Origin of the sequence: Thalassobacterium maritimum, from assembly GCF_031127805.1 — a bacterium.
Classification (GTDB): domain Bacteria; phylum Verrucomicrobiota; class Verrucomicrobiia; order Opitutales; family Coraliomargaritaceae; genus Thalassobacterium; species Thalassobacterium maritimum.
Genome location: NZ_JARXHW010000004.1, coordinates 116602 through 132162, shown reverse-complemented (window position 1 = coordinate 132162; position 15561 = coordinate 116602). Strand labels below are relative to the sequence as shown.

Below are 15561 nucleotides of genomic sequence, written 5' to 3'. Positions count from 1 at the left end.
CACTGGGGCAATCCCTGTTTTTGATAGGCTCTTTTATTGCCTAAACCACTCACTGATAGACTTATGATAGTTAAGCCACGTATTCGAGGATTTGTATGTATTACTGCGCACCCTAAGGGTTGCGAAGCAAAAGTTCGCCAAGAGATTGAAGTTGCCAAAGCGGCGAAGAAGTCAGGTGGCCCTAAGAAAGTTTTGGTGATCGGCAGTTCGACTGGCTACGGGCTTTCGACCCGTATTGCGTCGGCTTTTGGCCATGATGCAGCTACATTAGGCGTGTTCTATGAGCGTCCTTCGATTAAGGGCAAACCTGCGAGCGCAGGCTGGTACAACTCGGTGGCTTTTGAAAAAGCCGCGCATGAGGCAGGCCTTTACGCCAAGAGTATTAATGGCGATGCCTTTTCGGACGAGATCAAGGCGCAAACGATCGAAACGATTAAGGCTGACCTCGGGCAAGTCGATCTCGTGGTTTATAGCCTCGCTTCACCGCGCCGTACCGATCCCAAGACGGGCGAGACCTACAAGTCCGTGCTCAAGCCAATCGGAGAGTCTTTCACCAATCGCAGCCTCGATACCGATAAGGACCAAGTTTGCGAAGTTACCATTGAGCCGGCCGAAGGCGACGATGTGGAACATACCATTAAAGTAATGGGGGGAGAGGACTGGGAGCTCTGGATGGATGCACTTGATCAGGCGGGCGTGCTGGCACCAGGTGCCAAGAGCGTCGCTTATTCTTACATCGGCCCAGAGTTGACATGGCCCGTCTACACTAACGGTACAATCGGCCAAGCGAAGAAAGATGTGGAGCGTGCGGCAGCTGCGATTACAGAGAAGCACGACTGTGCTGCCTACGTCGCTGTGAATAAGGCAGTGGTGACACAAGCCAGCTCTGCGATCCCTGTCGTGCCACTTTATATTTCTATCTTGTTTAAGATCATGAAGGCCAAGGGGACGCACGAGGATTGCATCGAGCAAATGGTGCGCCTGCTCAACGACCGCCTCTATGGGGATGACCTCCAGTTGGATGAGGTGGGCCGTATTCGTGTCGACGATTGGGAAATGGAGCCGGATGTGCAGCAAGCTGTTGCCGATATTTGGCCGGGCATCACAAGTGAGACTCTCTTTACCGAGTCGGACTACGCTGGATATCAGGAAAACTTTCTTACACTTTTCGGCTTTTCGCTCCCTGGCGTGGACTATGAAGAAGATGTTGAGGTGGACCTTGAGTTGCCCAGTTCAAAATAGTTAATCCGCACGAAGTGATTAGCCTGAGTCAGTCTTGTGCTTCTATTGAAGAAACATCGTTTGGATGCCGGCTTAATCAACTTTCGGACTTCTGATCTCACTTGGGCTACACATAAAGTGATGCTTGAAAGCTCTTGAGAAAGCACTCTGGTCTTGAAAGCCGCACTTATCTGCTATCTTTGCAAGAGGTTCGTGGGTATCGGTGAGTAGCTGCATTGCGCGTTGATAGCGCAATTGATCAAACACGTCTTTAGGAGAGGCTTGCAGGCTTTGGTGAAAGAGGCGCCGCAGGTTGGCCGGAGAGCTGTGCACTTTTTGTGCAATCGTGGTCAAACTTGGGTTGTCTTGCATATGTTCGTTATACCACAGTAGTGCTTGTTGTACCGCCGCATTGGATTGCTTACGATGCTCCGGGAGGCTCTGGTCGTGCTGGAGGGCTTCGTGGGTCAGAAAACTTAGCTCTAGCAAAGCGTGCTCATAGCAAAGTAGCATGCCGGGCGCGGGGCGCTCCCAGTAATTTTGCACCCCCTGCGCCAGCTTGCGCAGGCGACGGCAATTTTCCGAAGAGAGTGGAATTTCGACCTGTTGCCGGCTATTGATCAAAGTTGCCAGACTTTTAGGAATGTAGCTGAAGTGAAAGACCACGATCGTCGCGTCTTTCTTGGGTTCACCTGCCCATCCGTGTGCGGAGCCGGGGGGGGAGAGCCAAAGGGTGGATGCATGGATGCTCGTGGTGGTGACGCCCGCAGGCATTTTGCCTATGCGCCCTTGTATTACCGCTTGAAACTCCCAGAAGCGCCGTTGCTGCTGGAGGTGGTTGAGTGGGTTTTCGTAATAGCGACGTTTGCCGTAGCTGAAATAGGCGAGCATGTCATCTAGACTTCATTATTGAGCGATAATGTCAAATTATTGAGCGCTGCGGCTATGGACTATATCCGCGTAATACGAGATACTAAGACTGATGTCTCAAGATACCCCTCAAAAGAAGCGCTACGCGATTGTCGGCACGGGCTCACGCTCTTTGATGTTTCGCAATGCAATTTTAAAAGAATATGCCGCCACTTGTGACTTGGTAGCACTGTGCGATATCAATCCTTTGCGCATGCAAGCATGGCAAAAAGCAGACGGTTTGGACCTGCCCAGCTATGCCCCTGAGGCGTTTGAACAGATGATTCAAGCGCACCAAGTGGACGTGGTGATCGTGACGACGATCGATCGCACTCACCATACCTACCTCTGTCGTGCGATGGAAGCAGGCTGCGATGTAGTTACAGAAAAGCCGATGACAGTGGACACTGAAAAGTGCGCTCAGATTTTAGAGACGCAAGAGCGCACAGGAAAGAAGCTTACCGTGACCTTCAATTACCGCTATGCCCCGCGAAATTCGAAGGTCAAAGAGTTGTTGCAGTCTGGTTTGATTGGAACGGTGACCTCGCTGCATTTTGAATGGATGCTCGATACTCAGCATGGGGCGGATTATTTTCGTCGTTGGCACCGTGATAAGCGCAACAGCGGGGGATTGATGGTGCATAAGTCCACTCACCACTTCGACCTAGTCAATTGGTGGTTGTCGAGTCGTCCAGAAACGGTGGTGGCTATGGGGGATCTGCGATTTTATGGCCGTGAAAATGCCGAAGCGCGTGGGGAGCCCCGCAGCTACGTTCGCGGCACTAACGATACGCGCGTGCAGCGGGATCCTTTTGCATTGGACCTGACAGGGAATGAAGAGCTGAAGCAGCTGTATTATGAATGCGAATCCGCCGATGGCTATTTACGCGATCAAAATGTATTCGGCGACGGCATTTCGATCGAAGATGATGTGGGTGTGATGGTGCGCTATCAGAATAAGGCAGTCATGACCTATCACCTTGTCGCTTTTGCCCCTTGGGAGGGCTACCGCGTGTCATTTAATGGAACTCAAGGGCGCTTGGAGATTGATGTCACGGAGAAGTCCTACGTCAGTGCAGGCGAGGGCGATCACAATTTGAGCCGTAATGTCAAGGGGGGCGCCAGCCATCAGGTGCTGGAACCTACAAGTTTACTCTATCGTCCTCATTGGGGCGAACCCCAGAAGATCGAAATTGAGGAAAGCAACAGTGGCGGGCACGGCGGAGCCGATGAGATTTTACTGCGCGATGTCTTTGGCGAGCCACAAGAAGATCCACTCAAGCGTGCTGCCGGGCATAAGGACGGCGCGCTCTCGATCTTGACCGGTATCGCCGCCAATCAATCCATGGCCACTGGATTGCCAGTGAACATTAAGCAACTCTTTCCAAAATTATAATTTCTTTCAAATACAGAAAACTATGAAAATCCAAAAATACACTCTCGGTATGGGCGATCGCTTCGCACATCAAGGTAAAGCGCAATTGCAGTCCGTCGTGAACGGCAAGAACGCAGGCATCGATATCTATCCCACGTGGAATAAGTCCTTTCGTGAGCATAGTATCGTTAAAAGTCAGCCCGACGACTTGCGTACTGAGGCCGACGCTGCCGTGGCGGCGTTGGGCTGGACGGGCGACTTTTACGTCGATGCCGACCACATTGGCCTAAAGACTGTCGATAGCTTTCTGGCGGGTAGTAATTTTTACACCTTGGACGTGGCAGACTTCGTCGGTGAGACGCCAGATGCCGCCGATGTGGATGCCTTCATCGCAGCCAATCAGAAGTATACCGGCGCATTGCAGATTCCCGGTATCGTAACTCCCTTTGAAGTGACAGAGGCCAAGCTACGTGAAGTCGCTGGTAAGTTTCTCGTCGCCATCAAGGGGGCCAAAGCGATTTATGATCATATCGTTGCGGCCAAGGGCGCAGATAATTTCATTACTGAAGTCTCGGTGGATGAAACCGATTTGCCCCAGACACCCATTGATCTATTTTTAATTTTGTCGATGATCGCAGCCGAGGGGATCCCCGCACAGACCATCGCGCCGAAGTTCACTGGTCGCTTTAACAAAGGCGTCGATTACGTTGGCGATCTTGCTCAATTTGAAAAAGAGTTCGATGAGGACCTCTTTGTTATTGAATACGCGATCCAAGAGTTTGGCTTGCCGGAAACACTTAAGCTCAGTGTGCACTCCGGATCAGACAAGTTTTCGATCTATCCGATCATTAAAAAACTCATCGCTAAACATGATGCCGGCCTCCACGTAAAAACTGCTGGCACCACTTGGCTGGAAGAGGTCATTGGCCTCGCTGAAGCCGATGGCGAAGCACTTCAGATCGCTAAAGATGTCTATGCAGGTGCCTATGTGCGCTTCGACGAACTGACGGCTCCATACGCCACCGTGATCGATATTGATAAGGCACAGTTGCCGACGCCTGAGGCGGTCCAGGGCTGGGATTCTGAGAAGTATGTCAACACCCTGCGCCATGTGCAGAGTCATCCTGACTACAATTTAAACTTCCGCCAGCTCATCCACGTAGGCTTTAAAGTGGCTGCTGAAATGCAGGAGCGTTATACAGATGCGCTCAAAGCCAACGAAGCCGTCATTGCCAAGAACGTGACAGAGAATCTCTACCAGCGTCACATTCTACCGATTTTTAGCTAGTCAGGGGCCTGATCGCAGCGCTTTCAAGCATGCGGTGGGCAGCACTCTCTTTTACCTTACAGGCACACTCGGGGAAAGTTCACCTTGAGTGTGCCTTTTTTGTGTCTTGTCTTGGAGTTACAGACGCTTCGGGACTCTCACCATTCCAGCGCCGCTAAAGCGTCGGGAATGGTGGAGCATCGGAAAGTCGTATTTTTCCTTGATTGCCAGGCCTTTACGGAAGTCGGCAAGCAGTTTGCTTGCAGGGGGGGACGATTCAATCGGCCTCTTCAATACGATCTTTCCAATACCTCGGTTTCTGATGCAACTCAGAAACTGCGATGATTAGAATTTCGTCGTTCCGAATCTGATAGATGATCCCGAATGGGAAAACTTTGGTACGACGCGGCGGGTATTTTCTGAAAGTGTATACCACGCATCGGGATAAGCGAGAATTCGCGCTAGAGCAGCTCGATACTCCGCGTAAAAACGCAAACCCAGGCCAACCTCCTTGTCTTCGTAATACTCGATAGCCTTACCGAGCTCTTCTTCAGCGATGCTGAGGTAGCGCACGTTCACTAGAAATATTTCTTCTCGATTCTTGCATGGACGTCTTCGGCTTTGGATGCGGAAAGAAGTCCATTGTCAAATGCTTCGATCCGATTTTCAGCCTCCTTGCACCATTCGACATCGAGAGATGTCTGCTCGGAGCTGTCAAAAGACGAAAGAAGCCTTTCAGCTAACATCGCACGTTCAACCGGAGGCAACCCCATCAATTCAGATTCAACTTTTAGGCTGACAGACAAATTGTGAATCTTACTAGCAATTAGGTTTTGTCAATCTCGACGTTAAACCGGTTCGACCCAGGGTTGCAATTGGAAGGAAATGTGAGGGACTTCGCCTCGGTTGTGCTTCGCGAGTCGTGCCGATAAATCCTCTGTCAGCCCAGTATAATGACGATTTGTAGCCTTTATACTTACGAGACGATACACGTAATAGAATTGCATCATACTTGTGGAATTCAAAGGGGGGGCTTGCCCGGGCGTAGTTCTCTAGGTGTTGGGAGTCCAGCTTCACTTCATTACGCCGTGACAGGCTTCGTTCGCCGAAACAAGTTTCGGACGAAGCCTGGTGGAGCATAGGAGAGTCGAACTCCTGACCTCTTGCATGCCATGCAAGCGCTCTACCAACTGAGCTAATGCCCCTTTCAGGAAAGATTCGAAAAATGGCGCGCTTGCTGCGGGCGTCAATAGTTTTTCAAACTATTTTTTTTGTGACGAAAACTGCGCTAGTTTTGCCCTTGGACTGCTGTCATGACTTCTGCGGCGCTCAAACCCATGTATTCGCGGCAAAACTGCAGCATGTCTTCTTGTAGTTGAGCGGTAAAGCTGACCGTACCTTCGGGAAATTGGAAATCGTAGCGGAAGCAGTGGAGCGCTTGACGCTGCATGGGGAGGGCGGCGGCTAGCCGCTCGGTCCAGCCGTTTTCGATGAACTCAATATACAGTGTCTCATCGGGGCCGTAGATCTTGTCGCCGACGATGCGGTGCTTTATTTCTTCGGCGTGCACGCGTATCTGGTGCTTGCGGCCGGTCTCGGGCTCGACGCGGCATAGCGTATAGCCGTTCTTGGATAGCAGGGGAATGAAGTCGGTGACGGCGTCTTGTGAACTGCGATCGTAGCTGACCTCGGATTTGACGATGACGGGCCCTCCACCTTTACGACGACGGGCGATCGGGAGGTCGATATGCTTGGGCTCGTTGAATTCGCCCTCCATGAGTGCGATGTAGGCTTTTTTGACGATGCGATTTTGGATCGCCATTTGAAATTTGCGAGCCACGGCCGGGCGTTTGGCAAAGACAATGAGACCGCTGGTCTCGCGGTCGAGCCTGGCGACGAGGTGCAGCTTGTCGGCTCCGGTGTATTCGCGCACGACGCCCACGAGGCTGGACATTGGACCATTTTTGGAGGGATGACAAAGCAGCCAGCCAGGCTTGTTTATGATGAGCAGGTTGTCGTCTTCCTGGACAATCCAGTTGGTGAAATCGGTCATTTCGACCAGGGGGGCTTCTTCGCCGTAGGGATTGTTCATAATTTTAGATGGCAGAGGACGGATGGCAGAGGACGGATGGCAGAGGTCGGAGGATAGAAGGGAATGCGGGTATTATTGGGCTCGATGTTGTTCTAGGCGCATTTTGCGCAGGATGGCGCCGCCGATGCGAGTGACGGCGACGAGTGGCATTTTGCTGCCAAAGAAACTGATGCAATGATTCATCCAACCAGTTACGAGGAGTGCTTGCCCTTTGGCAATGGCATTGAGTGTACGTGCGGCGACTTCTTCGGAGCTCATGTCGAGGCCCGGAGCGCTGCCTTTTTTCATGGGAGGCGTGGCGAAGCCCGCAGCTTTAAAGAAATTGGACTGAGTGGGGCCGGGGCAGACGGTGAGGGTGCGGACTTTGCTACCACGTAGGTCTTCGTTGAGTGCGAGCGACCAGTTGCGCACAAAGGCTTTGCTCGCGCCGTAGGTGGCGAGGTAGGGCGTCGGCTGAAAAGCCGCCGTCGAGGCGATGTTGACGACGACGCCGCCGCGTTCTAAAAGGGTGGGCAGTAGGCGTGCGGTCAAATCCACGACCGCGCGCACGTTTAGATCGATCATGGATAGCTGTTTTTTGAGCTCGAGATCGGGCATGCGCCCATAGTCGCCAAAGCCGCTGTTATTGACTAGCAAGACCTCACCGTTGGGCACTGAATGGATTTTCTTTATCAGTTCAGATGCTGTGTCGGCGAGGGCGGTCGCGTCACTCAGGTCGACTGGGAAATGTTGGCCGGTTGGGCCCAAAAAAAACGCAGGTTTTGAGCGAGAAAGGTTGCACAATGTAATATCTGGTGCTACGTTCTGAATTGCTTTGATAATTGAGCAGCCAATCCCAGACGAACCACCCGTAACGATGATTACGGAGAACCGCTTGAAGTATTCTAATTGCTTCATAAGTGTGTTAGGTTTTTCGAACTTTCGAGTTCGGCGTTATAATGGATTGGCTTTTTTTATGCTCAGTTGGGTCATTGCGGCGGTGTCAGTCGATGCCGTTAAATCGAACCAATAAACAAAAGGAAAATACATATGAAGCAACATGACGTAATCATCTCAGGTTTGAACATGGAACTGACGGATGCGATCAAAAATATGGTTCACGAAAAAGCAGAAAAACTCTTCGAGCATGAGGATAACATCATCCGTATGCGTGTGGAGCTAGAATACGACCCTCACCAGTCTAGCCACCAGAAAGAATTTATAGCGAAAGGACAGCTTGAAGTCCGCGGAAATGATCACTTCGCGTCAGCCGCTACCGACGATTTATATAAGTCGATCGATGATATGGTCAACAAGCTTGATCGTATGTTACGGCGTCGCTCACGCTTGAAGAAAGTTAAGCGCAAGGTTACACACTTAGTGGATATCCCTGCGGACATTCCTAAGGCAGTCTAGCGCCTCGATTCCCCTACCTAGTATCACTAACTACAAAGCCCGGCAGTTTTTTGCCGGGCTTTTTTATTGAATACATATGTCGGAAAGATCCGTTTTTCGTCTTTGCAGGAAGTGACTTTTCAGATTCTTTAGCGGTCTATGAATCCTAATATCTATCAAGTTCTTCATATCGTCGGCATCGCAATGGTCTTTTTAGGCTACGGTGCCTTGCTTGCGCGTAGCATGGCTGCCCCGGATAATGTTTCGGTGCGTAAGCTCGGTTCGATTACCAGTGGCATTGGTTTACTACTGATTTTAGTGGCGGGTTTTGGCTTAATTTCTAAGATGGGCCACAATTTCACCTCTCCATGGTTGATCGTGAAAATGCTGATCTGGCTGGCGCTCGGTGGGCTGATCGTCTTGATTAATCGTAAGCCACAGTTAGCTGTTATGCTGTGGTGGGTATTGATTGCGCTCGGCGCAATTGCCGCGAGCATGGTCTATATTGTGAGGTTCTAAGTGAAGTGGGTTTTTCAAAAAAATGCATCTTTTGAAAAATTCTGCTTGATCTAGGCCCAGAGCTTCGTCTTTATCCGCACCTTCTCAAACGCACCTGTAGCTCAATTGGATAGAGCGCCTGACTACGAATCAGGAGGTTAGGGGTTCAAGTCCCTTCAGGTGTACCATTTTTTTAAGCGCTTCGTTGATACGAAGCGCTTTTTTTATGCCTATGTTTTGTGCCTATGGGTGGGGGGCAGGCTTTGCCTTATACCCCTTCGAATAAAGTTTGGTCCTAATAGATTCTTTTGAGCTGGGCTGTTGGCTGGCCTGGGTGACGAAGAGCGGCGAGCACCAGTGTTAGGCGCAGGGGCGATTCGGTGCGAGGCGGATTTAGCGTGTCAAAATTGTAAAATTCTGCTTGATCTCTGCCCCGAGCTTCGTCTTTATCCGCGACTTCCTAAATGCACCTGTAGCTCAATTGGATAGAGCGCCTGACTACGAATCAGGAGGTTAGGGGTTCAAGTCCCTTCAGGTGTACCATTTTTTAAAGCACTTCGTTTACACGAGGCGCTTTTTTTGTGTCCATTGATGGCCCCCTGCCTGAGTTTGCTTACGCGTAGACGATGCGAGCGCACTGGTCACAGAAGTGGATCTCGCTGTCTAGGTGGGCATTGCCGGAGACTTCGTTGGATACGCGCAGATGGCAGCCCCCGCATTTGTGGGCTTCAATGGGGGCTACGTAAGGGGGGCGCTTGCAGAGCTTTTTGACTCGGTCGTAATGACCGAGGTAAGATTCGTCGACTGTGCTGCGTGCGGCCACCACGCTTGCCTGGGCTTCGTTGATCGAGGCTTTTAAATTCTTTTCGCGCTCCGCAAGTTGTAGAATCTCTTGCTTTTGTTCGACTATGCGGGCTTCGATGACAGCTTTTTCGGCTTCAAAGGTCTCGCGGGTGCCGTCGATCTCTAGCATGAGCTCAATTTGGCGCTCCTCTAGCTCGGCAATGTCACTTTGATTTTGTTCGATCTGCTGGGTGAGGGCGCGATACTCGTCGTTCTTTTTGACTTCAAGTTGTTGCGTCAGAAAGCGTGCGATGGCGCTTTCTTTGGCTTTCACCTCGGTGTCGACCTCGTTGCGTTGGACCTCTTTTTCTTTGAGTGCCTGGCTGGCGGCTTCTATATTAGCCTGCTCCGTGGTGATGTGGGCCTCTAGGGCGCTGCGCTCTTGTGGGATGCGGGCGAGTTCTTGCTCGATTTTTTGGAGCGCGACGTCGCGATCTTGAACAATAAGGAGTTTTTCGATTTGCGGGTCAGACATAAGTGAGTTATCTCTCCTCGATCCAAAACAGGCTCAGTTTTAGAGCAACACAAAAGCGACTATGCGTGACACTTCTCTTCAAGACCAGATCGACGATGCCACCCTTGATTTCACCTTGGGTGATAGTGAGGCGGCGCTGACTAAACTTTTAAAGCTTTCGGAGCTGCATCCGGATAGTTTTGGGGTATGGCACGCCTTGACTGAAATTTATTTTGCGGAGGGCGATTATGATGCGGCTTTGCAGGCCGGGGAGCGTGCGCACGCGTTATGCCCGGAGGATATACACATTAATACCAGTCTGTCGCGCATATGGGTGGAGCGTGGAGACAAAGATCAAGCGGAGCACTTTGGTGCGCAGGCCCGCATGTTGGGCTGGAAGGATGAACTCAAATCGCCCCCTGAAAAGGATGACATTTAGCGGCATTGACAGCCTCGAATCTAAACCCCTAAATTCTAATATACATGGAAGACGTTACTTATACGCTGGAATTTGAAAAGCCGCTGCGCGAGCTTGAGAAACAATTGATCACACTGAACCAGGTCTCAAAGGAGTCCAAGGTCGATGTGACGAATGAAATTGAGGCTATTGAGGCCAAAATCGAGCAAACCAAGATGGAGATCTACTCCAATTTGACTCCTTGGCAGCGCGTTCAGCTTTCGCGCCACCCGAAGCGCCCGTATTCGCTGGATTATATTGAGGCGATTTTTACGGATTTTGAGGAGTTGCACGGGGACCGTCGTTTTCGCGAGGATGCTGCGATTGTGGGCGGACCTGCTTTTCTTGATGGTGAAGCAGTCATGCTTTTGGGCCAACAAAAGGGGCGTAACACGCGTGATAACTTGAAACGTAATTTTGGTTGTCCGCATCCAGAGGGTTATCGTAAGGCGATGCGCTTAATGGAGATGGCTGAAAAATTTAATATGCCAATCGTTACTTTTGTGGATACTCCAGGGGCTTATCCCGGCATTGGAGCCGAGGAGCGTCACGTCGCGGAGGCGATCGCAGTGAACATTCGTGATATGAGTGCTTTGAAGGTGCCGATCGTCACGATTGTGATCGGAGAGGGCGGCAGTGGTGGCGCCTTGGGGCTGGCTGTGGCCGATGAGGTTATGATTCTTGAAAACGGCTATTATTCTGTGATCTCGCCGGAGGGTTGTGCCGCGATTCTTTGGAAGGATCGCGCGGCGGCTCCGCAGGCGGCGGATGCATTGAAGTTTAGTCCTGAATATTTGGAGAAATTTGGCGTGGTCGATCGCGTGATTGCCGAACCGACTGGGGGCGCACATCGCGACTACGCAGCGGCGGCTAAAAACTTAAAGGAGGCCATCGTGGATTCGTTGACTAAGCTGAAGAAGAAGAGCGTTAAAAAGTTGCTGGATGATCGTTATGCGCGCTTCCGTAATCTCGGCGAATTTGCTGATTCTGCGACTAAAGATAAAGTTTAGACTGAATCGGGCGGGTGCTCTAGTCGTGATGTCGTGAATTCGTGAATTGGTCACGGCTAGAGTGAGCAATTCACGACGTCAACTATTTCGAAGCACTGACACGCTCTAGGGCAACTAGGGTAATCAAATTGTTTTGGATGCCCTTGAAGGCGAATCGGTAGAGATGGCCGTCTTGGTGTTGATATTCCCAAGTGTCCCCATCTTGTAAGGCATTGCCTGCTATGAAAATGGTGGAGCGTCCGGACTCATCGGCAGCTGCAAACCAAGCGTCGATTTTAATGGCTTTTGCGGCTAGCTGCCATGTTGCGGCGTCGGGGCCTGTGGGTATTTGCACGATGGATTGGTCCGTCACGATGGGACGGAGCTCATCCGCGGTGAAATAATTGGTTTCTGCTGCGGGCTCGTCTGTCGTGGGGGCGGGCCATTCGGATGCCTCCACATTTGCTGGTGGAGTCGCTAAGTTGCTCTCGGAGAGGACTGGCTTTGCTTGTGGCATGTAGTATGCGACCTCTTCATTGATTAAGTCGGGCGTTTCGGCGTGATGGTAATCTTCAGGGAAGAGCGGTTTTGGAGTTAATATGCTGGCGCTGGTAGATTGTAGCACGGCTTCGCTGTCGAGCTTGGCCGCAGGTCTCGGCTTATCTAAACTTTTTTGTCGTGGAGCGGTTTCTGTAGAGAATTTGACTTCGCCGCTTTCCCGGCCAGTTAAGGAATTGAAAGTGTTTATTAAGATTTGCTGGGCACTGCCTGCTCTATTGCGAAATGCTTGCGCATCGCGTGCGAGTGTTTGAGTTCGCTGATTACTCGCGCCTGTCAGCTCTGCGAAACGTTGACCCTCAGGCATTAATTTCTGTGAGAGTTGTGGCACATAGCTGGCCAATGCGAGTTGCGCCAGGACGATGGCTGCGGCACTCAGTGCGGTGCCGAGCGCAGGTATCGTGATCAGTTTATAGACTAGTATAAATGCTGCGATGTAGAGCCCCGCGATAACTGCTAGTTCTAGATTGTGTGCATTAGAGTTTGGTAGCAGGTGTGCGAACGCGTTTAGCAACAAAACTCTTACAGTGGCTAACAGTAGAGCGATCCATAGGCCTGTTAATAGCTTCGCATCCACATGGCCACGCGATAAAAGCCTGCAAGCAAGTAGTATGATGGCTGCCAACACGATGAAGGAACCCATGTGTAGGAGTCCATCAGCTACGGTGATCAGGGTTTCTTTGATTGGTATGCTTTTTAACACGAGTGCATCTTTTCGTCCTTCTAGTCGCTCGCAAGTGAAAATAAAAAAGCTCCACTCGGAATGAGTGGAGCTTTTGTGGAAAATATATTCGCAAGCTAGCCGCCGAAGCCGGGCGCGCCGCGTTCCCAATCAGCTGGGCGACTCCAAGGCACCGATTGATCGTCGGGATTACTGTCGAAGCAACCAGTCATGAAGAATGCCATCAGGGCAAGTGCGGCGAGGAGTGCGATTCGGCGATACATTATATATTTAGATGAGTGATGTGCTGTTCGTGTTATAAAATATGAAAGCAAGTATGCTCAAATAGCTTGGGCGCTTGCGAGCTCTTAGTTCAAGATTTTGATGGCGCTACCCACAGTCATTTTGTTAGCTTGAGCACCTGGTAGTAGGTTGGCCACGACAAGCTTGTCGGTGACTTGCACGACTTGAATCTTACCCAGGGCCTTCATGTCTTTAATGACAGTCACTTGTGCACCTGGGGCTAAAGCGAGCTCAGGTGTGTTGGCGAGTACGATGAGACCATTTTGTGTACTCAGAGATTGAACTGTTGTTTCGGCTCCGATCGTTGCTTGCGGCAGTGGCTGTGATGCAGTTGGCGTGAAGTGACTGCTGTAACTGCCGCTACCTGCTGTGAGCACTCCGTTGGCGGCGCTTTTTGCACCAGCCGCTCGGCTGTTGGCGAGGCGCTCTTGGGCACGATCTAAGGATTCTTTGAAGTCGGCATTTGATTTTTCCAGTTCAGCGATGCGCTCGTTGAGTTGAGCGAGTTCACTTTCCTTATTAGCTGCGATCAAGTTTTGCTCCGATTGTAGTAGGTCGGCGCGTAGGCGTTGGGCGGCGCTTTCTAGCTCGCGGATCGTCTTTTTGCTTTCACTCAGTTGTTGTTGGCTACGGCTGACTTCTTGCTTGGCTGTGTACATCTCAGAGCGCACGCTTTCGAGCTTACGCTTCTCGTCGGCGAGCGACTCGCGTTCGTTTTTGAGGTTGGTTTCCAGTTTGCCGATTTGTTCGTTAGCGGAGCTTAGTTCCGCCTGAACAGCTACAGTGGCTTGCTCTGCTTTAACTTGAGCTGCGTGCTGTTCGGCAAGTTTCCCCTTGCCAACGAAGAAAAGGGCGGCTGCTGCGAGTGCAGCCACGATTGCGAGGATACGGAGTATCATGGATAGACTATTCATTTATTTATTGGGGGGTTCTGGCTAAATTATTCAGAATAAAAAAGTGACTGATGGATGGGGCTCTTCGCTTCAACTGCAATCCCACGCTGGTTGGCAGCGAGACGATTCAGTAATTTAAAGATCAATTCAGTCTGTGCATCAAGGTTCAAGTTCTGTGCAATGCTGACTGCGTCCAATTTTTTGCCTGCTTGAGCTTTCAGGTGCTCGATCACTTGTTGTTCGAGCTCGAGGACGGTCGCTGCCGCCTTCTTGCCAGCTTCCACGCCAGGTTGGTGGTAGGCGTTGATATTGATCAAGCTGGCGTAGAGACCGACGGCACGTTCGAAGAGTGCAATCAGTTGGCCCACGGCCTCGGGAGTGACTTCGCGAATGGTGAGTGTGATCGATTGGCGACCATTATCGTAAAGAGCATCGCGTGTGCCGAGGAAGAAGCCTTGCAGGAAGTCACCCGATGTGGTGCCGGATTCGACTTCGATCGAGTCGCCATCGCGGTCCTTGAGCACTTCAATGAAGGTGGCGAAAAAGTTATGCACACCTTCACGTAGTTGTTGCACGTAGGCGTGCTGGTCGGTGGAGCCCTTGTTGCCGTAAACGGCGATGCCTTGGTGAACGACTTTGCCGTCGAGGTCGAGTTCCTTGCCGAGCGACTCCATGACGAGTTGCTGCAGATACTTCGAGAAGAGCATGAGTCGGTCCTTGTAGGGAAGCACCACCATGTCTTTGGCGCCTTTCGCGTCAGTGGCGAAATACCACATCAGTGCGAGTAGGGCAGCAGGGTTGCTGGCGGTCTCTGTAGAACGTGTGACATCGTCCATCGCTTTCGCGCCCGCGAGCATGCGATCGATGTCGAGGCCTTGGATGGCTGCGGGAAACAGCCCCACGGCTGCAAGTTCGGAGGTGCGTCCACCGACCCAGTCCCACATGGGCAAGAAGTCTAACCAGTTGTCCTCTTTGGAGACTTGATGCAGTTTACTGCCCTCGCCGGTGATGGCGATCGCGTGCTGACCGAAGTCGAGCCCCGCTGCTGTATAGGCAGCTGTGGCTTCTAGCATGCCATTGCGAGTTTCCGGTGTGCCACCCGACTTAGAGATGACGACTGAGAGTGTTTCTCCGAGCTGGCCATCGAGCGCGTCCAGTGTGCGATCGAGTCCATTGGGGTCGGTGTTGTCGAAGAAGAAGAGCTTTATCTTATCAGTTTTGGGGCCACCAAGTGCATCGGCTACAAACTGCGGGCCGAGTGCGGAGCCGCCGATGCCGATCACTAGTAAGTTCTTAAAGGCGCCTGCCGCGCCTTTGATGGCTCCGCTGTGCACATCGGCCGCGATCTTTTTAATCTTAGCAACACAGGCTTCGATCTCTGCGGTGAGTTCTGGTTTGGGTGCGAGTGCGGCATTGCGCAGCCAATAATGGCCGACCATGCGGCCCTCATCCGGATTGGCGATCGCTCCCGCTTCGAGCGCTTGCATCGCTTTGAAAGCGGTTTGCATACGTGGCTCCATTTCGGCGAAGAAATTATCGCCGAAGTCGATGCGGCTGATATCGATCGCGAAATCGAGCTCGTTGATATTTAGATAGTGCTTAGTGAAACGGTCCCAGGACATGGCTGTATGAATTTAGAATTAGCAATTTAGAATTAGGAAGTGCGG

Annotated in this window: 17 protein-coding genes and 3 tRNA genes; 9 read left to right on the top strand and 11 right to left on the bottom strand. The window is 51.5% G+C overall.

All coding sequences use genetic code 11. The annotated features are described in order from the left end of the window. Positions 1-63 precede the first annotated feature (63 nt). A complete protein-coding gene (gene fabV, locus QEH52_RS03165; RefSeq protein ID WP_308948570.1) occupies positions 64-1242 on the top strand; it encodes an enoyl-ACP reductase FabV in 1179 nt (392 codons plus the stop codon). Between the two features lie 72 nt (positions 1243-1314). Here the strand turns inward: fabV and QEH52_RS03160 are convergent, their stop codons facing one another. Then, entirely contained in the window at positions 1315-2112 is a 798-nt protein-coding gene (locus QEH52_RS03160) for an AraC family transcriptional regulator (RefSeq protein ID WP_308948569.1), read from the bottom strand. Between the two features lie 91 nt (positions 2113-2203). Here QEH52_RS03160 and QEH52_RS03155 point away from each other — a divergent pair, with 91 nt between their 5' ends. Both QEH52_RS03155 and QEH52_RS03150 read left to right on the top strand, forming a co-directional pair. Next, positions 2204-3526, top strand: a complete 1323-nt coding sequence (locus QEH52_RS03155; protein ID WP_308948568.1) for a Gfo/Idh/MocA family oxidoreductase — start codon at positions 2204-2206, stop codon at positions 3524-3526. A 22-nt stretch (positions 3527-3548) separates the two neighbouring features. Next, on the top strand, positions 3549-4793 hold the full coding sequence (locus tag QEH52_RS03150; RefSeq protein WP_308948567.1) for a tagaturonate epimerase family protein: 1245 nt from the start codon (positions 3549-3551) through the stop codon (positions 4791-4793). A gap of 557 nt (positions 4794-5350) precedes the next feature. Here QEH52_RS03150 and QEH52_RS03145 read toward each other — a convergent pair. From QEH52_RS03145 to QEH52_RS03130, 5 genes are all read right to left on the bottom strand, one after another. Continuing rightward, entirely contained in the window at positions 5351-5578 is a 228-nt protein-coding gene (locus QEH52_RS03145) for an addiction module protein (RefSeq protein ID WP_308948566.1), read from the bottom strand. A 42-nt stretch (positions 5579-5620) separates the two neighbouring features. Beyond that, positions 5621-5779, bottom strand: a complete 159-nt coding sequence (locus QEH52_RS20490) for a GIY-YIG nuclease family protein (protein WP_345785440.1) — start codon at positions 5777-5779, stop codon at positions 5621-5623. Positions 5780-5901: 122 nt separating this feature from the next. Beyond that, positions 5902-5977: transfer RNA gene (locus tag QEH52_RS03140), tRNA-Ala, on the bottom strand. Between the two features lie 83 nt (positions 5978-6060). Continuing rightward, positions 6061-6864 (bottom strand): RluA family pseudouridine synthase, encoded by an 804-nt coding sequence (locus QEH52_RS03135; RefSeq protein ID WP_308948565.1) that lies wholly within the window; start codon positions 6862-6864, stop codon positions 6061-6063. 72 nt (positions 6865-6936) lie between these two features. Continuing rightward, positions 6937-7761 carry an SDR family NAD(P)-dependent oxidoreductase gene (locus tag QEH52_RS03130; RefSeq protein WP_308948564.1) on the bottom strand — a complete coding sequence of 275 codons (825 nt, stop codon included), beginning with the start codon at positions 7759-7761 and terminating at the stop codon, positions 6937-6939. A 132-nt stretch (positions 7762-7893) separates the two neighbouring features. On the opposite strand from QEH52_RS03130, the gene hpf reads away from it, so the two are divergent. From hpf to QEH52_RS03110, 4 genes are all read left to right on the top strand, one after another. After that, positions 7894-8259, top strand: coding sequence for a ribosome hibernation-promoting factor, HPF/YfiA family (gene hpf, locus QEH52_RS03125; RefSeq protein WP_308948562.1), 366 nt, complete (start codon positions 7894-7896; stop codon positions 8257-8259). Positions 8260-8397: 138 nt separating this feature from the next. Next, on the top strand, positions 8398-8757 hold the full coding sequence (locus QEH52_RS03120; RefSeq protein ID WP_308948561.1) for a hypothetical protein: 360 nt from the start codon (positions 8398-8400) through the stop codon (positions 8755-8757). A 90-nt stretch (positions 8758-8847) separates the two neighbouring features. Continuing rightward, positions 8848-8924 (top strand) — tRNA-Arg (locus QEH52_RS03115). A 278-nt stretch (positions 8925-9202) separates the two neighbouring features. Further along, positions 9203-9279, top strand: a tRNA-Arg gene (locus tag QEH52_RS03110). A 70-nt stretch (positions 9280-9349) separates the two neighbouring features. On the opposite strand, the gene QEH52_RS03105 is transcribed toward QEH52_RS03110, so the two are convergent. Next, on the bottom strand, positions 9350-10054 hold the full coding sequence (locus QEH52_RS03105; protein ID WP_308948560.1) for a zinc ribbon domain-containing protein: 705 nt from the start codon (positions 10052-10054) through the stop codon (positions 9350-9352). Between the two features lie 61 nt (positions 10055-10115). Between QEH52_RS03105 and QEH52_RS03100 the strand changes: the two genes are divergently transcribed. Together QEH52_RS03100 and QEH52_RS03095 are read left to right on the top strand one after the other, a co-directional pair. Continuing rightward, positions 10116-10472, top strand: a complete 357-nt coding sequence (locus QEH52_RS03100; RefSeq protein ID WP_308948559.1) for a tetratricopeptide repeat protein — start codon at positions 10116-10118, stop codon at positions 10470-10472. Positions 10473-10516: 44 nt separating this feature from the next. After that, on the top strand, positions 10517-11500 hold the full coding sequence (locus tag QEH52_RS03095) for an acetyl-CoA carboxylase carboxyltransferase subunit alpha (protein ID WP_308948558.1): 984 nt from the start codon (positions 10517-10519) through the stop codon (positions 11498-11500). 82 nt (positions 11501-11582) lie between these two features. Here QEH52_RS03095 and QEH52_RS03090 read toward each other — a convergent pair whose 3' ends face one another. The 4 genes from QEH52_RS03090 to QEH52_RS03075 all read right to left on the bottom strand — a co-directional run bounded on the left by QEH52_RS03090 (position 11583) and on the right by QEH52_RS03075 (position 15516). Further along, positions 11583-12740 (bottom strand): hypothetical protein, encoded by a 1158-nt coding sequence (locus QEH52_RS03090; protein WP_308948557.1) that lies wholly within the window; start codon positions 12738-12740, stop codon positions 11583-11585. A gap of 95 nt (positions 12741-12835) precedes the next feature. Then, entirely contained in the window at positions 12836-12982 is a 147-nt protein-coding gene (locus tag QEH52_RS03085) for a hypothetical protein (RefSeq protein ID WP_308948555.1), read from the bottom strand. Between the two features lie 84 nt (positions 12983-13066). Continuing rightward, on the bottom strand, positions 13067-13915 hold the full coding sequence (locus tag QEH52_RS03080; protein ID WP_308948554.1) for a hypothetical protein: 849 nt from the start codon (positions 13913-13915) through the stop codon (positions 13067-13069). Positions 13916-13941: 26 nt separating this feature from the next. Continuing rightward, on the bottom strand, positions 13942-15516 hold the full coding sequence (locus tag QEH52_RS03075; protein WP_308948553.1) for a glucose-6-phosphate isomerase: 1575 nt from the start codon (positions 15514-15516) through the stop codon (positions 13942-13944). Positions 15517-15561: the final 45 nt, after the last annotated feature.

What these genes read in the sequence shown, in the direction of transcription:
- QEH52_RS20490 (WP_345785440.1), bottom strand. Translation starts at nt 5,779, where the DNA reads ATGCAATTCTATTACGTGTATCGTCTCGTAAGTATAAAGGCTACAAAT.
- hpf (WP_308948562.1), top strand. Translation starts at nt 7,894, where the DNA reads ATGAAGCAACATGACGTAATCATCTCAGGTTTGAACATGGAACTGACG.
- QEH52_RS03120 (WP_308948561.1), top strand. Translation starts at nt 8,398, where the DNA reads ATGAATCCTAATATCTATCAAGTTCTTCATATCGTCGGCATCGCAATG.
- QEH52_RS03150 (WP_308948567.1), top strand. Translation starts at nt 3,549, where the DNA reads ATGAAAATCCAAAAATACACTCTCGGTATGGGCGATCGCTTCGCACAT.
- QEH52_RS03130 (WP_308948564.1), bottom strand. Translation starts at nt 7,761, where the DNA reads ATGAAGCAATTAGAATACTTCAAGCGGTTCTCCGTAATCATCGTTACG.
- QEH52_RS03095 (WP_308948558.1), top strand. Translation starts at nt 10,517, where the DNA reads ATGGAAGACGTTACTTATACGCTGGAATTTGAAAAGCCGCTGCGCGAG.
- QEH52_RS03080 (WP_308948554.1), bottom strand. Translation starts at nt 13,915, where the DNA reads ATGAATAGTCTATCCATGATACTCCGTATCCTCGCAATCGTGGCTGCA.
- QEH52_RS03160 (WP_308948569.1), bottom strand. Translation starts at nt 2,112, where the DNA reads ATGCTCGCCTATTTCAGCTACGGCAAACGTCGCTATTACGAAAACCCA.
- QEH52_RS03105 (WP_308948560.1), bottom strand. Translation starts at nt 10,054, where the DNA reads ATGTCTGACCCGCAAATCGAAAAACTCCTTATTGTTCAAGATCGCGAC.
- QEH52_RS03135 (WP_308948565.1), bottom strand. Translation starts at nt 6,864, where the DNA reads ATGAACAATCCCTACGGCGAAGAAGCCCCCCTGGTCGAAATGACCGAT.
- fabV (WP_308948570.1), top strand. Translation starts at nt 64, where the DNA reads ATGATAGTTAAGCCACGTATTCGAGGATTTGTATGTATTACTGCGCAC.
- QEH52_RS03155 (WP_308948568.1), top strand. Translation starts at nt 2,204, where the DNA reads ATGTCTCAAGATACCCCTCAAAAGAAGCGCTACGCGATTGTCGGCACG.
- QEH52_RS03100 (WP_308948559.1), top strand. Translation starts at nt 10,116, where the DNA reads ATGCGTGACACTTCTCTTCAAGACCAGATCGACGATGCCACCCTTGAT.
- QEH52_RS03075 (WP_308948553.1), bottom strand. Translation starts at nt 15,516, where the DNA reads ATGTCCTGGGACCGTTTCACTAAGCACTATCTAAATATCAACGAGCTC.
- QEH52_RS03085 (WP_308948555.1), bottom strand. Translation starts at nt 12,982, where the DNA reads ATGTATCGCCGAATCGCACTCCTCGCCGCACTTGCCCTGATGGCATTC.